The organism is Ruegeria sp. CF5, assembly GCF_056537325.1.
In genome coordinates this window covers 578,587-593,470 of the sequence record NZ_JBQFRI010000001.1, presented here as the reverse complement: position 1 = coordinate 593,470, position 14,884 = coordinate 578,587, and the positions used below count along the sequence as shown (strand labels likewise).

Here is a 14,884-nt window from a genome sequence, read left to right as displayed (position 1 = left end):
CGGGATGGAGGATCTGATCTCCATAGCGGATACAACTCGTGGCGGCAGCGCCGCCGCGAGTGAGCCCGGTGATGACGAGTTGCTGGAGCAATTCGCGAATGGAGATGGTGTTGCAGCGCGTTTGCTGACGGATCGTCTGGGGCCTCGCACTTATTCCGTGGCATTGCGGATGCTGGGAAACCGTGCCGAAGCCGAGGATGTCGCGCAAGAGGCGATGATGCGCCTTTGGCGGATGGCACCGGACTGGCGGCCGGGACAGGCCAAGATTTCCACCTGGCTATACCGAGTAACATTGAATTTGTGCGTCGATATACGGAGAAGGAAGCGCCCCGAGGCATTGGATAATGTTCCAGAGCCGCAAGACGCCACCGCAAGCGCCGCCGAACGAATGCAGGAAGCGGCACGAATGGGTGCGCTGGAGGAGGCGTTGGCCCAACTGCCGGATCGGCAAAGACAGGCGGTGATTCTGCGCCACATCGAAGAACTGCCAAATCCGGAAATCGCCGGAATCATGGATGTTTCCGTGGAGGCAGTGGAAAGTCTAACGGCACGTGGCAAGCGTGCTCTGACCGGCATTCTTGCAGATCGCCGAGAAGAACTGGGGTATGACAATGGCTGAGAACGACACCGAACTGGATCGCCTGTTTGCAGCTGCACGGCAAAACCGGAACCATCTGCCGGACGATCTGGCCATTCGCATGATAACCGATGCCGAAGCCGTTCGGTTGGAGCGTTTGAAGCCCAAACCAGCGCCAGCGCATCGGCTAAGGCGGCGCATACTTGACGCCATCGGTGGCTGGCAGGGGCTTGGCGGGTTGGTAGCGGCCAGTGCGGCCGGCGTCTGGATCGGGTTTGCGGCGCCGGGTTTCTTACCCGATCCCGCAAATCTGTGGATGCCACAGGACACCGTCTTTGTGATCGCGGATATCACTCTGGATGAGGTTTATTCGGAGGATGGGCAATGAGTGAAGAAAGAAAAAAGAAGTTCAGGTGGATGCCGGTGATGCTGGCGGTTTCGCTGGCTTGCAATTTGCTGGTGGTGGGGGTCATCGCCGGAACTGCGCTTCGGTTCAGGGATGGTGGAGGTGTCCGGTTCTCGCAAGGGTTTGGGCCTGCATTGTACCGCGCACTGCCGGACCAGGACCGCAAAGCGTTCAGATCGGACCTGGCAGATCGCCACAAGCATGGCGCGCGCGGGCGGTCTCAGGATCTAAAGGCTTTGAGTCAGGCATTACGTTCCGTGCCCTTCGACGCCGAAGAAGTACAGGTTCTCATTGAAAGCAAGGCGCAAGAGCGGGCAGACGTTCATAAGGCGCTGAACCAAATTTGGCTGGTGCGTGTGACCGAAATGTCAGACGAGGAAAGGTCAGCTTACGCGGATCGTTTGGAGGAGATCATGGCCAAGGGTCACCGCCATTGGAAAAAACGGGATTAAGACGCTCACGCAGCGGATCGCAGAAGCCTCCCCGTGACCTCAACCAATAGTGTCGGTTGTGCAGCCAGGTCCGGGGAGATTTACAATCCCCCGGCGCAATGATGCACGCAAATTGTCGTTCTTTAACTTCTTCCCGAGTTGCGCATTCAGCCTCAAAGAAAGCTCGTGTTCGCAGAACGGTCCCTGCATGATTGCATCCGCGCCGCGATCCAACGCTGCGGCGACCAATTCAATGTTTGCCTCGGTTGAAACTGCAATTAACACAGAGTGACGGGTTGCGATGTGAGACCGAAGGTCAGCCAACACTTTCAACCCTGCACGGTCCGTTCCCAATTCGATAACAGCTGCGTCAGGTGTGGGAGAGGGCAGGTCGGCAAGAAAATCCTGTAGGGAGTGATGAGTTAGCGTATGTCGGGTGCCATGCTTCAGTTTGCTCACCCATTTATGTCCGGTTTCAACCCTTTGTGTAAGAACGACAATTTGGGAAGTGAGTTCGGGAGAAATCAGGCCGCCAGCAGGTTCGGCAAATCCGATTGATCGTGGACGCCCTGTTTCGCGCAAGTCCTTGGTATCCGCACGGGAACGCAGAAGGCTGCGGACACGCGCCAGCAAGAGTTTATCACTGCAGGGCTGAACGAGAATGTCGTCCAGTCCGGCTGACAAGGCCCGTAACCGCGTGTCCTTGTCGCCGTGAGGTGATAGGGCAACAATAGGAACGTCGGCCAGCATTTCGTTTGAGCGGATCAGGTTTTTGACATCTGCGGCCGTCCCGTCGGGCAGATTCAGCGCCGACAGGATCAGATCTGGCGGTGCCCGCCGTAGCAACGCCCCCAACCCTTCGATCCGTTCGCCCTGAACGACCCTATACCAAGCTGCAGTTAGCTGCACCTTCAGCATCATACGGTTAGTCGTAATCCCGTCCAGGATAAGGATCGTTTGCTGTTCGGACATTGAATTTGCGCCGTGGTTTGCAAGCATTGCCGAAGTGTTTATGACTCTGGTTAACAAACCCTTTCCAAAATACGCTACGGGGCCCGCTTATGTCGATTTCCGCTGATGCCGCCGAAACTCTGGCGCTGAGAATCCTCGGTTGGTTGGTGAGCAATGATGAGTTGCTGCCGGTTTTTCTGGGTTCAACCGGCGTTTCCGAAGCGGAATTACGGGCACGTGTCAACGAATCTGAATTTCTCGCGTCGGTATTGGGATTCTTGATGCTTGACGATTCCTGGGTTGTGGCCTTTTGTGACGCCAATTCTGTGCCCTATGAACTTCCGGCACAGGCACATGCAGTCATGTCCGGCGCGTCGGATATGCACTGGACCTGACACGAAAACCGGAGATGCGGGATGCCTATCGAAGCCATTTTATTCGACAAAGATGGCACTTTGTTCGACTTTTCAGCCACTTGGAGTGCATTTGGACGTTCCTTTCTGCTGCGAGCAGCCAGCGGGGATGAAGCGCATGCGGCATGGCTGGGAACCAGAATCGGTTTTGATTTGGCGCGCGGAGAATACGCAAGTGACAGCGTGGTGATTGCTGCTCCGGTCGACGAGATTGCCCACGTTTTGCTGCCCCATGTCCCGGGCATGACACATGCCGGTCTGGTCAACATGATCAACGATGAAGCGGCATTGGCCCCACAGGTACAAGCCGTTCCGCTGGCACCCCTGCTGACCTCCCTCAGAGACTCGGGCAGAAAACTAGGGGTGGCAACAAATGATGCGCAAGCGCCTGCCATGGCGCATCTGAGTTCGGTTGGAATACAAGAATATTTCGACTTTATTGCCGGATATGACAGCGGCCACGGTGCAAAGCCCGGACCGGGTCAGTTACTGGCATTTGCTGCACATGTAGGTGTTGAACCCGGGCGTATCGCGATGGTCGGGGATAGCCGCCATGACCTGCAGGCCGGGCGAGCTGCCGGGATGACAACGGTTGGCGTACTGACGGGCCTTGCCGTTGAAAACGATCTCGCGCCGCTGGCTGATGTAGTCTTGCCGGATATTGGGCACATTCCTGACTGGTTGACGGCAGCCTGACCTAAACAGGAATTTCGGCACTTCATCTGCGGAAAGCGACAAAAGCTGTCGCAGACAGAGCGGCCACAAGCACCTGCTTTGGTCCTTCCTTGTGTTAAGCAAACACAAGAGGACCTCATGGCCGACAATATGACACGCAAGCGCCGCAGCGGTGGTCGGGCTGGCGCCGCTTCCCGCAGGGGAGCGGCCGTTATCGATCAGATGCCCTGGAACCCGCCGGTCAACATTGACAGGCCGGTTGAGCCGCTGGGTCCGGAGGGCATCGAAGCGATCCACGAAGGAGCGATGCACATCCTCGAAGAGATCGGTATCGAATTCTACAATGAGGAAGCGATCGGTATTCTGCGCGAGGCGGGGTGCACCATCAACGGCGACAACGTGCGTATGGGCCGTGACTTTGTAATGGAAATGATTGGAAAGGCCCCCAGCAGCTTTACGATCACCCCCCGCAATCTCGAGCGTACGATCGAAATCGGCGGCAAGACGATGCTTTTTGGCAATGTTTCCTCGCCGCCGAATTACTGGGACATGGAGATTGGGAAAAAGGTTCCCGGCACTCGCGAGCAATGCGCCAACCTTTTGAAGCTGACACAATACTTCAACTGTATTCATTTCGCCGGCGGCTATCCGGTTGAGCCGGTGGATATCCATGCCAGCATCCGCCATCTGGATGTGCTGTATGACAAACTGACCCTGACCGACAAAGCGATGCATGCCTATTGCCTTGGCAAAGAGCGGGTCGAGGATGTGATGGAGATGGTTCGCATTGCTGGTGGCCTGACCCATGAAGAGTTCGAGGCGTCGCCGAGGATGTATTCCAACATCAACTCGACATCCCCGCTGAAGCACGATCACCCGATGATTGACGGGTGTTTGCGGCTTGCGCGGCGCGGTCAGGCCATTGTGGTGACACCATTCACCTTGGCTGGTGCCATGGCCCCTGTGACAATGGCGGGTGCGGTGGCGCAATCGCTGGCTGAAGCTTTGTGCGCAATTGCACTCTTTCAGTACGTCCGGCCCGGAATTCCCTGTGTAATCGGTACTTTCACGTCCAATGTCGACATGAAGTCCGGCGCACCAGCCTTCGGTACTCCGGAATATATGCGCTCAACCCAGATGACCGGTCAGATGGCCCGGTTTTACGGTCTGCCAATGCGTTCCTCAGGAGTTTGCGCCGCGAACGTACCAGACGGGCAGGCAATGTGGGAGACATCGAACTCTCTGTGGGCCGCTGTGCAATCCGGTACAAACATGGTCTATCACGCCGCCGGCTGGCTTGAAGGCGGGCTGATCGCCAGCCCTGAGAAATTCATCATGGATTGCGAAATCCTTCAGCAGATTCAAAGGTATATGCAGCCTGAAATCACGGCCACCGGACCCGATGAAATCGCGCTCGATGCGATCAAGGCTGTCGGCAACGACGGGCATTTCTTTGGCATTCAGCATACTCAGGACCGTTATACGACGGCCTTCTATCAGCCTTTCCTGAGTGACTGGAAAAACTACGAAGGCTGGGAAGTTGCGGGAGGAATCTGGACCGCTGAACGTGCCCATCACATGTTCAAGGAGATCATTGGAAACTTTGAAGCCCCGCCCATAGACGACGCGATCCGTGAGGAACTGGCCGACTTTGTTGCCCGCAGAAAATCCGAGGGTGGCGCGCCGACCGACTTCTGATCCTTTGTCCCGACCGCTACCTTGGCGGTCGGGTTAAATTCCGGCGTCCGGAATTCGAAAATTGACCTGCTCAGAGATGATTTTCGGAATTTGTTAAGCTTTTCCGGATGAACATTTGCATGGTGGCAATCGGGAACCAACCATGCATGGGCTGATCAACAAGGCAATTCAATCCTTTGTCTGCTCGACTTACGGCAGAGCTCGATGGTTGCGTGTGACCGAGGCTGCGGAAATCGGCTTTGCCGAGTTTGAAGCTATGTTGGTTTATGACCATGAGGTGTCCTCCGGGGTGCTGGACGCACTGTGTGCCGAGCTGAGGCGAAGCCGCGAGGAAGTTCTTGAAGATCTTGGTACTTTCCTTGTTTCTCACCCAAGTACCGAAGGTTTGCGTCGTCTCCTGAGGTTCGGCGGTCTCACCTACATCGAGTTTCTGCATTCGCTGGATGACCTGGCTGATCGCGCTCAACTGGCGGTTTCGGACCTGAAACTGCCACCACTGGAGCTTTCGGAATTGGGCTCGGCGGAATTCAAGTTGACGTGTCACCGGGGTTTGCCCGGATTTTCCAGCGTGATGGTCGGCGTTTTGCGTGCAATGGCTGACGATTACGGCGCATTGGTAATACTGTCTCATGACAACAGTCAGGATGGGGCGGAAGTTATCTTGATAACCCTGGTAGAAAGTACATTTGCCAAGGGGCGCCACTTTGATCTGGGGGCTCGGGCAACATGATGGGGGTCGATGATCTTGGACGGTTACTGACGACACTTTGTCCAATGTTCGTGGTGCTCGATGAACGTGGAGAAATTCAGAAAGTAGGCCCAACGTTGCAAAAGCTGCGCCCGGCACAGCCAATGCTTGGGCGAAATTTTCTTGAGTTATTCGAGATACTTCGCCCGAGGGACGTAAAGACGGCTCAGGCGCTTTTGACCTCTTCGGGTAACAAGCTCAAGCTGCGGTTTCGGGATCAGCCAAGAACAACGTTGAAAGGAGTGATAGAGGCCATTCCAACCGGATCAGGCGCCGTCGTCAATTTGTCGTTCGGGATATCGATCCTTGATGCGGTTCGGGATTATGAACTTACCAGCGCCGATTTTTCAGGCACTGATCTGGCAATCGAGCTTCTTTATCTGGTCGAGGCAAAATCCGCAGCGATGGAAGCGTCTCGTACTCTGAACAAGCGCTTGCAGGGGGCCATGCTAGCCGCCGAAGAGCAGGCTTTTACGGACACATTGACCGGCCTCAAGAACCGTCGTGCGGCCGATCAGATACTTGATCATCTGTCAGCCTCCCAGACACCATTTGCGCTCATGCACCTTGATCTGGATTTTTTCAAATCGGTGAACGACCGATTGGGGCATGCGGCAGGCGATCACGTGCTGCGGCAGGTAGCACGCGCAATGGTCGAAGAGATTCGGAATGACGATACGGCTGCCCGGGTCGGCGGAGACGAGTTTGTTCTTATCTTCAAAAATCTGACAGACAGGCAAATACTGGAAGGGATTGCCGGGCGTCTCATAGACCGGCTGCAAAGGCCGATCCCATTCGAAGGGTATGATTGCCGGATTTCCGCCAGCATAGGAACAGCGCTTTCCACACAGTTCTCCAGAACTGATGCAGACGAAATACTGAATGCGGCTGATCTGGCGTTGTACGAAGCCAAAAGGACCGGCAGGGCCTGCCATAGGTTCTTTGATACGGTTCATACTTCTCCGAATCTCGAGGGCGTAGTGACTTCGGGGGAGTGTGAACACTCTGCGGAAATATGCCGGAATTCACCAGACACGACTGGGTGAATTGCGAGATTGAAGGGCCAAAGCATAAGAATAGATTCGCCACGGCCCCACGAAATATGGCAGAATTGATGTGTATTGAGTCCATTCGGATATTTTAGGCCAGGGCATTGCCTGACCCGGATAAAGTGAGGTTTCATCATGTTCGCAAAATACATGTGTACTACCGTCATCGCCGCAAGTCTTTGCGCCATTCCCGCAGAAGAAACACAAGCCGACGAGGCTGCAGCATTCATCGGGGGCGCCTTGCTTGGTGGGCTGGTCGTGAATGAGGTCCACAAGAACAAGCAGCGAAAGCAACAGGCTACGCGGCAATCCACGTCCAAAAGCTATTCTTCCGGCATTTCATCGGCACAACGCCAGCAAAACCGTGAAGTACAAACGGCATTGAATTATTTTAGCTACAACGTCGGAGGTGTCGATGGTGTGCTTGGCAGAAACAGCCGCGCAGCCATTTCCCGCTTTCAGGCCGATATGGGATATCCGGCCGACGGGTACCTGAACGACAACGAGCGGGCTTTTCTGGTGAATTCCTATCAGCGCGCTTTGGCCAGCGCACATGTGCCGCCGTACAATCAAATCCTCGCCAGTCAGGGCCAGGCCGGGCTGTTGCGGACTTATAGGAACGAACAACTGGGCATCGTGACGCCTCAGACACCGCCTTCGCAAGGCCAGCTAGCCTATGCACAGCCGCAAGGTCAGTCGGCTACAGTGCCACAATTAGGGGGAACAACACCGCTGGCTACTGCACCTGCTTCGACGCAGCCTCAGGGTCAGCTTGCAGCCCTTCCACAAGTGGGTGGAGATCAGGGCAGCGTTCAGACCACTGCCGCACGTGCTGATACTGGCGGCCAATTGCCCGCATTCGCGTTTGCTCCGACAGGAACGTCGGCCGTGAAACTGTGCAATGATACGAGTATTCTGACCGCGTCGAATACTGAAACACCTGAGGCACTGGCCAAAAGCAATCCTGAACTGGCACTGAATCAGCAGTTCTGTCAGGCGCGCATCCAGTCAATTGCAGAGGCCAACCGTCTGGAGGAAGGCGTGCCCAACATGACGGCACCGCAGATCGAACAGCAGTGCGAGCAGCTGACCAAGGCGGTATCCCCTTACATTCAGGGTATTTCTACGGAAACAGCGGATAGCGTGATTGCCGCAACTTCGACTTTCCTGCAGCAATCCGGCCAGCCGATGAACCAGTTGATATCGGGTGGCGAGATTTGCCTGGGTGTTGGCTACCGTACCGATAACGGAGAAATGGCGATGGCTTCGGCTGCATTGCTGACCGCCGCGGGCGAGCAGGGATATGGTGAACTGGTCAGCCATCAATTGCGCGAAGGTATCGGCGCAACCAAGGCAACCGGTGCTGAGGCGTCGGAATGGATGCAACTGGCGCTGAACGCAGCGGAAAGCGGAAATGCCATTCCGGGTCAAACGCCGGAACGCATTGCGGTTCTCAAGGCTGCATCCGGGCCCGGTGGCAGCGCGTCAACGTCGAGCATTCCAGTATTTCAAACCTCGACCGGGGACTGATTTATCGGCATCCGAAGACGAACTGCTGGGTTAATTGTCAAGGCCGCCGAAAGGCGGCCTTGATCCATTGTATGATTGGTAGGTCATGAGTGGTCGGAGCAACCAAAATGACGACTTAGCTGTGTTGCAATGTGCTTTGGGATTTGGGGTAGCTCGCTGAGCGTCGGCAAAACAACCCCTGAAAAATCTGCAAGTTGCAACTCATTTGGGACATCTTCGGAGACGTGACCACCAGCGCAGGCAAAGAATGGCAGGCAGAGTGTACTGGGTCCGGTATCCTGGGCTGCTTCAGAAATGGATGGTGCCTCTTCTACGAACCCTATTCGAGCGGACTTGAACTCCAGATAGTGGCTCAGCGCCGCTGCAAACTCCCGGGTGACTGACGAAGGGTTCTTGCTTCGGCCAGAACCATGTGCCGCAATGACAAGGGTCGTTTCAATTGAGTCCCAGTGCAACCTATCCAATTCCTCGCGAAGTGTTTGCGCGACAAGTTCAGGCAGCGCGGGGTCAATTCCCAGAGGGTCAAGAATTCGCAACGTACGCTCTCCGAGGCGCTTGGGCAACGCGCCGGTCACAAACCAGCCTTTGGCCATGAAAAGTGGATATATCACCGTATCATTGGGCAGCGTGGTCAGCACCTCTTCCAGCCGTCCCGGTGCTGCCAGAGTAGCGGAATGAACAGACACATCACCGGCAGCTGCGCCCACTTTTCTGGCGAATTCGGACAGCGCGATTTCCGCCGTTTCAGGATCGGACGGTTGACCATGGGCAACTATCACCGCGTGGGGCATTTCGGACTCCGGGTTGGGTATGTCGAACGATGTCGCAAGGTTTGGCAATGTCAATAAATGATTGGAACAGGGCTATCTACGGTCCGAGGACAGCAAGCCACATCCAAACTGAAAGGATTGAAACCCCGGTTCCAATAAGAACCGACGACGCGGCCACCCGTTTGGCCCGCCCATAGATATTGGCAAAAATGTAAGCGTTAAAGCCGGGTGCCATGGCGGCGTTCAGTACCCCCGAGCGGAAAAGATCCTGTGGCAGACCGGCGGATTTGCCAAAGATCCAGACAAGGCTTGGGTGCAGCAAGAGTGATACGCCACACACATATGCGATCGTGCGAAGGTCACCTTCGGGCCGGTATTGGACAAGCACACCGCCAAGAGCGAAAAGGGCGCCGGGTAGCGCCGCCCGCGTTATCAGGCCAAGCGCGTCATCTACAACGACAGGCAGTGACATGCCTGACAGATTTACAACGAAGCCCAGACCGATGCCGATGATCAGAGCGTTTTTGAACATCGCGGTCAGGACAGATCGGACCATGCGACGGCCGCCGTGGCCACGATTCCGAATAACCTCCATGACCGTGATGCCAACGCCGTAACAAAAGGGCGAGTGAAAGGCGATGATCGCATAATTGCCGGTCAGGTTGTCGGGGCCGTAGGCGCGTTCGGTAATGGGAAGTCCCAACAGGACGGAATTTGAAAACAGGCAACAGAACCCGATTGCAACGCAGTCTTCCCAATCCCGCCGAAAAATCAACCGCGCCCCAGCCATGCCCGCAAGGAAGCACAGGGCGGCTGCGGTGTAAAAGCTGGCCAGAAGGCGTGGATCAAAGCTGGTGCTGAGATCGAGATTTGCGATGGCACGAAATAGAAGGCAGGGAATGGCGAAGCCCTGAGTGAACTTCATCAACCCATCAACGTGGACCTCTTTGAAATACCCCGTGCGGGTTGCACCATAGCCTGCACCGATCACAAGAAAGACAGGCAAAATGACGTCGATCAGGCTTTGTATCATGGTGCCACCCGGTCAAATTTGACGGGAGGGGGTATCTGAAGTTGCCGCAGCAGAGTCAGGCCCTACAGCCCATGACGGATCACCATGCCGTCATAGGCAGGCGTAATATGATCCGGGGTTTCCGCATCGACCGTGACATAATCGAGGTCGATATGCATGTTCGTCAGAACGGCACGTTTCGGTTGCAATTCGTCGATCCAGCCCAGCGTTTTTTCGAGATGGGCATGTGTGGGATGGGGCGAGCGGCGCAATGCGTCAATTATCAGGCAGTCGAGATCCCTTAGTTCTGCCCAAGAGGCGTCATAAAGTTCTGCAACATCAGGTAGGTACACCAAGTTATTCATCCGGAAGCCCAATGAATCGATCGACCCGTGATTGACCTTGAAAGGCCGGAAAGGAATAGGGCCGCCGGGGCCATCCACTTCGAACGGTCCATCAATCGTCTTGAGGTCAAGGATCGGTGGATACGGGGACCCATCCGGTTGGATAAACGCATAGCCAAACCGGCTTAGCAGTGCGTTTTGCGTGTCCCCATCCGCCCAGACCGGAATACGCGCGCGCATGTTGAATACGATCATGCGCAGGTCGTCGATACCGTGCACGTGGTCTGCGTGGGAATGGGTATAAACCACGCCGTCCAGACGCCCGGTATCTGCATCAAGCAACTGGCTACGCATGTCGGGCGTGGTGTCGATCAGTACTGTTGTTGTCCCATCCGGGCCATCGCGTTCGACCAGCATCGAGCAGCGGCGGCGGGTATTTCTAGGATTCTCGGGATCGCAATCCCCCCAATGCCCGCCCAGTCGCGGCACACCGCCCGACGAGCCGCAGCCGAGTATGGTGCAACGCAACTCTCCGGTCATGCGGCGACCTTGTAGGTTGCGGCCTTATTGAAAAGCCGGTCGAAATTGGCCTGAGTGCGGGACGCAAACTCAGCATACTCCATACCAAACACCTCGGCCCCTTTGCGTGCCGTATGCGCGGTATAAGCCGGTTCGTTTCGCTTGCCGCGAAAGGGCGGTGGCGCCAGATACGGCGCGTCGGTTTCGACCAGAATGCGATCAATCGGTGCGGCTGCAAAGATATCGCGCAGTTCCTGGCTTTTGGGGAAAGCCGCGATGCCTGACATGGACAAGTAGAAACCAAGTTCCAAGGCGGCTTTGGCCAATTCAGCCGAGGACGAGAAACAGTGCATCACGCAGGAGTACGGCGCGTTGCGATATTCGTCTGCCAGAATGCGGGCCATATCCTCGTCGGCCGCTCTGGAGTGGATGATCAACGGCAGGTCCGTACGTTGGGCGGCTTCTATATGTATACGCAGCGACTGCTTTTGCGTTTCTGCGCTGTCGCTGGTGTAGTAATAATCCAGCCCGGTTTCTCCGATCCCCACGAATTTCGGATGGCGGGCCAGTGCAACCAGTTCTTCGACGGTTGCCATGGGTTCATCAGCCGCGCTCATCGGGTGAGTTCCGGCAGCGTAGAAAACTGGCTCATGGGTTTCGGCGATGGCGCGAACCGTCGATTCGTTGCGCAAGCGAGTGCAAATCGTCACCATGCGCGTCACGCCTGCATTGGCGGCGCGGGTAACGATATCGTCCAACTGGCCCTCGAAATCCGGAAAATCCAGATGGCAATGGCTATCGGTGATTTCCGGAGTGGTTGTGCTGTCGCTCATCTGCTCTGACCGGCGGTTTCCTGTAACTTGAACATCGTATCTAGGACCAGCGCCGCAGGGTCAAGGTTCACCGACTGCCCATGGCGCACACGTGCTGTGATAAGGGCGGCCACCTCGGCCCATTGGCGGGCTTGTTGGGGCGAAGCTGAGAGGCGGGCCAGCGTTGCAGCTTCGTTTTCGGCGGCCTCAGGCAGTGGTGGGGTTCCTACGGCACCCGTAACGGCCAGTCGGGACAAGAGCACATCAATTAGGGTCAGCAACAGTTCGAAACGGTCCGCGGCGCCACGTTGCGCCGATGCCTCGGCCAATGCCAGTGCGCGCTGGCGGTCAAGACGGGGCAGGGAGCCCAGAATGGCGATAAGTTCGGCATAAATTTCCAACCCGCCCAGATTGAGCAATCGGATCGCATCACCTACAGACCCCGCAGCGAGCGCATTCAGATGATCGGTATTTTGAGGAGTTTGCGTACCCGTTTGCGCCAGAGCAGCCTGCATGTCATCTGTACTCAAAGGCGACAACCGCAAGGTTCGGCAGCGCGACCTGATGGTTGGCAAAAGTCGTGAGGGTTGGTGTGATACCAGCAAAAGCGTTGTTCGTGCCGGAGGTTCCTCAAGCATTTTCAGCAGAGCGTTGGCGGCACTGACATTCATCTCATCTGCAGCGTCAACAATGACGACCCTTCGGCCGCCATCCGCAGAGGATAAGCCGAAAAACCGCCCGAGTTTACGGATATCGTCCACGACGATTTCATTCCGTAGCTTTCCCTGATCATTGAGTGAGCGGGTAATGGCAGCCAGACCGGGTTCAGCGCCGGCCAACATCCGGCTCAGGACAGGATGGTCAGAGGCGACACCAAGTGACGTGGGCGATGGAGGCGAACCGAACAACCCATCTTCTTCGGCGGGAGGAGTCGCCAGCAAAAACCCGGCAATGCGCCATGCCAGTGTGGCCTTTCCTACGCCACGCGGGCCGGTCAAAAGCCATCCGTGATGCAAACGGTTCGAATTGTACGCGGTCAAAAACGCCTGTTCTGCGGCGTCCTGACCGAACAACCTGGGGGTTTCACGTGGGTGGGGCGCGCCGGGCGCCTGATCCGGGGTTGGGGTTTCGTCACTCATCCGTGTCTATCGCAATTCCTGCATCACGATATCTGTCACATCAGCGGCAACGCTGTCCATGTTACGGTTGCCATCAACGACCCTGAACCGATCAGAAAACTCCTGGGCCAGCGACAGGAAACCGGCGCGCATCTGACGCTGCAGGTCCGGGCCGAAATCCTCGAACCGTTCTTCGGCCCCTTGCCGCCCCTTCGCACGTGAAAGGCCGGTATCCGGGTCCATGTCGATGAGCAGCGTCAAATCCGGTTCCCGCCCGATCATCAGGGAATGCAACTGATCGACCACACCCCTCAAATCTCCGCGTGAAAGCCCCTGATACATGCGGGTGCTGTCGGCAAACCGATCACAGATCACCACTTTTCCCTCAGCCAATGCGGGTTCGATCGTCCGTTCCAGATGGTCGCGGCGAGCCGCGGTGAACAGCAGCAACTCGGTCTCGGCCGACCAGCGGTCAGGATCGCCTTCGAGCACAAGACGCCGAATCTCCTCGGCACCCGGAGAGCCTCCGGGCTCTCGGGTCAGGATCACGTCTCGACCGAGGGATTGCAAATGATCGGCCAAACGCCGCGCCTGCGTTGATTTTCCTGAACCGTCGATGCCTTCGAACGTCAGAAACAGTCCGGGCTTTGTCACATGGCCTCCAGCGGGCGGTTGATTACGTCTTTCAGCACAATACCCGCAACAGTCATCATTCTTACGACAAATCCGCCAAGTGCGACATCTTCAGCCGCAACCAGCGGACGACGGATTTCAGGCAATCCTTCGGGTTTGATTACCAGTTCCGCCAGCTGCTGACCCCTGGTTACCGGGGCGTTAATCGGACCCTGATAGACCACCTCGGCTTCTATGTCTTTGGCGCCAAGGACCGGAAACAAAAGGTTCAAATCCTGTTCCGGAACCAAGCCTACCGATTGTTGGGCACCCATCCAGATTTCCGCTTGGGCAATTGGGGTTTCTTCGGTTGCGACGGTCTTCTCGACAAAATTTCGAAACGACCAGTTAACCACGGCCTCAGCCTCCTCTGCGCGGCGGGCGGTGCTGTCCAATCCTGACAAAACAAAGATAACCCTGCGGTCGCCTTGCTTGGCCGATCCGACCAACCCATATCCGGCTTCGTTGGTGTGGCCGGTTTTTAGTCCGTCCGCGCCTATATCCAGCTTTAGCAACGGGTTCCGGTTGCGGGCATTGGACGGTGCACGGCCATCAAACGCGAACTCCTCTTCGGCAAAGAGCGGATAGTATTCGGGGAAATCGGCAATCAGGTGGTCCGCCAGTATGGCCAGATCGTGAACGGACATCATGTGACCAGCGGCAGGCCAGCCATTGGAATTCGCGAAGTTGGAGTTGTTCATCCCCATCTGCTGTGCGCGTTGCGTCATGTAGCGGGCAAATCCGGCTTCGGTGCCGTCGGGGCTCAGCGCTTCGGCGATCACGACACATGCGTCATTGCCTGACAGAACAATGATGCCGCGCAGCAGATCCTCGACACGAACCCGGTCCTGAGTGTTCAGGAACATGGTTGAGCCGCCATAACTCATCGCGTGTTCGGAAACTGGTAGCTTTTCGTCCAATGTCAGGCGTCCGTCGCGCAACGCTTCGAACGCCACGTACAACGTCATCAACTTGGACATCGACGCCGGCGGCAGTGGCTGGTCCGCATCCTTTGACAGTAAAACCGTACCGGTTGTCTGATCCAGAACATAAGCAGCCCGGGCCGATGTGTCGAAGGCTTGAACGGGAAGCGCGAGAAGCGCAAAGCCGGCGGCCAGAGCAGTTTTTCGCAGCGAGGACAGCATTTGAGACCTCCTTA

Annotated in this window: 17 protein-coding genes; 9 read left to right on the top strand and 8 right to left on the bottom strand. The window is 56.5% G+C overall.

Annotated elements, in window-relative coordinates:
* The first annotated feature begins 4 nt into the window (after positions 1 to 4).
* The 3 genes from ACR0NW_RS02765 to ACR0NW_RS02755 are packed head-to-tail and all read left to right on the top strand — an operon-like array spanning position 5 to position 1,435.
* Positions 5 to 619, top strand: coding sequence for an RNA polymerase sigma factor (locus tag ACR0NW_RS02765; RefSeq protein ID WP_480448962.1), 615 nt, complete (start codon positions 5 to 7; stop codon positions 617 to 619).
* Positions 612 to 965 carry a hypothetical protein gene (locus ACR0NW_RS02760; RefSeq protein ID WP_480448964.1) on the top strand — a complete coding sequence of 118 codons (354 nt, stop codon included), beginning with the start codon at positions 612 to 614 and terminating at the stop codon, positions 963 to 965. Before ACR0NW_RS02765 ends, ACR0NW_RS02760 begins: the two co-directional genes overlap by 8 nt.
* Positions 962 to 1,435 (top strand): periplasmic heavy metal sensor, encoded by a 474-nt coding sequence (locus tag ACR0NW_RS02755; protein ID WP_480448966.1) that lies wholly within the window; start codon positions 962 to 964, stop codon positions 1,433 to 1,435. The genes ACR0NW_RS02760 and ACR0NW_RS02755 overlap by 4 nt, the downstream gene beginning before the upstream one ends.
* Positions 1,436 to 1,474: 39 nt before the next feature.
* On the opposite strand, the gene ACR0NW_RS02750 is transcribed toward ACR0NW_RS02755, so the two are convergent.
* A complete protein-coding gene (locus ACR0NW_RS02750; protein WP_480448968.1) occupies positions 1,475 to 2,386 on the bottom strand; it encodes a response regulator in 912 nt (303 codons plus the stop codon).
* Between the two features lie 89 nt (positions 2,387 to 2,475).
* On the opposite strand from ACR0NW_RS02750, the gene ACR0NW_RS02745 reads away from it, so the two are divergent.
* The 6 genes from ACR0NW_RS02745 (at position 2,476) to ACR0NW_RS02720 (ending at position 8,478) form a co-directional block, all read left to right on the top strand.
* A complete protein-coding gene (locus ACR0NW_RS02745) occupies positions 2,476 to 2,760 on the top strand; it encodes a DUF3572 domain-containing protein (protein WP_170650660.1) in 285 nt (94 codons plus the stop codon).
* A 21-nt stretch (positions 2,761 to 2,781) separates the two neighbouring features.
* Positions 2,782 to 3,474, top strand: coding sequence for an HAD family hydrolase (locus ACR0NW_RS02740; protein WP_480448970.1), 693 nt, complete (start codon positions 2,782 to 2,784; stop codon positions 3,472 to 3,474).
* 117 nt (positions 3,475 to 3,591) lie between these two features.
* A complete protein-coding gene (locus ACR0NW_RS02735; RefSeq protein ID WP_480448972.1) occupies positions 3,592 to 5,151 on the top strand; it encodes a trimethylamine methyltransferase family protein in 1,560 nt (519 codons plus the stop codon).
* 142 nt (positions 5,152 to 5,293) lie between these two features.
* Complete coding sequence (locus ACR0NW_RS02730; protein WP_480448973.1) at positions 5,294 to 5,881, top strand: heme NO-binding domain-containing protein; 588 nt, start codon at positions 5,294 to 5,296, stop codon at positions 5,879 to 5,881.
* On the top strand, positions 5,878 to 6,945 hold the full coding sequence (locus tag ACR0NW_RS02725; protein ID WP_480448975.1) for a diguanylate cyclase domain-containing protein: 1,068 nt from the start codon (positions 5,878 to 5,880) through the stop codon (positions 6,943 to 6,945). Before ACR0NW_RS02730 ends, ACR0NW_RS02725 begins: the two co-directional genes overlap by 4 nt.
* A 138-nt stretch (positions 6,946 to 7,083) precedes the next feature.
* Positions 7,084 to 8,478, top strand: coding sequence for a peptidoglycan-binding domain-containing protein (locus ACR0NW_RS02720; protein ID WP_480448977.1), 1,395 nt, complete (start codon positions 7,084 to 7,086; stop codon positions 8,476 to 8,478).
* An 83-nt stretch (positions 8,479 to 8,561) separates the two neighbouring features.
* Here ACR0NW_RS02720 and ACR0NW_RS02715 read toward each other — a convergent pair whose 3' ends face one another.
* The 7 genes from ACR0NW_RS02715 to ACR0NW_RS02685 all read right to left on the bottom strand — a co-directional run bounded on the left by ACR0NW_RS02715 (position 8,562) and on the right by ACR0NW_RS02685 (position 14,870).
* Positions 8,562 to 9,269, bottom strand: a complete 708-nt coding sequence (locus tag ACR0NW_RS02715; protein WP_480448979.1) for a CbiX/SirB N-terminal domain-containing protein — start codon at positions 9,267 to 9,269, stop codon at positions 8,562 to 8,564.
* A 76-nt stretch (positions 9,270 to 9,345) separates the two neighbouring features.
* Positions 9,346 to 10,281, bottom strand: a complete 936-nt coding sequence (locus ACR0NW_RS02710; protein WP_480448981.1) for an AEC family transporter — start codon at positions 10,279 to 10,281, stop codon at positions 9,346 to 9,348.
* A gap of 62 nt (positions 10,282 to 10,343) precedes the next feature.
* Complete coding sequence (locus tag ACR0NW_RS02705) at positions 10,344 to 11,144, bottom strand: MBL fold metallo-hydrolase (protein WP_480448983.1); 801 nt, start codon at positions 11,142 to 11,144, stop codon at positions 10,344 to 10,346.
* Positions 11,141 to 11,956 carry a TatD family hydrolase gene (locus ACR0NW_RS02700; protein WP_480448985.1) on the bottom strand — a complete coding sequence of 272 codons (816 nt, stop codon included), beginning with the start codon at positions 11,954 to 11,956 and terminating at the stop codon, positions 11,141 to 11,143. The genes ACR0NW_RS02705 and ACR0NW_RS02700 overlap by 4 nt, the downstream gene beginning before the upstream one ends.
* Positions 11,953 to 13,074: a DNA polymerase III subunit delta' gene (locus tag ACR0NW_RS02695; protein ID WP_480448987.1), complete on the bottom strand. Its 1,122-nt coding sequence runs from the start codon at positions 13,072 to 13,074 to the stop codon at positions 11,953 to 11,955. Before ACR0NW_RS02695 ends, ACR0NW_RS02700 begins: the two co-directional genes overlap by 4 nt.
* Before the next feature lie 6 nt (positions 13,075 to 13,080).
* Complete coding sequence (tmk, locus tag ACR0NW_RS02690) at positions 13,081 to 13,707, bottom strand: dTMP kinase (RefSeq protein ID WP_480448989.1); 627 nt, start codon at positions 13,705 to 13,707, stop codon at positions 13,081 to 13,083.
* Positions 13,704 to 14,870, bottom strand: coding sequence for a D-alanyl-D-alanine carboxypeptidase family protein (locus ACR0NW_RS02685; RefSeq protein ID WP_480448991.1), 1,167 nt, complete (start codon positions 14,868 to 14,870; stop codon positions 13,704 to 13,706). Before ACR0NW_RS02685 ends, tmk begins: the two co-directional genes overlap by 4 nt.
* Between the last annotated feature and the right edge of the window lie 14 nt (positions 14,871 to 14,884).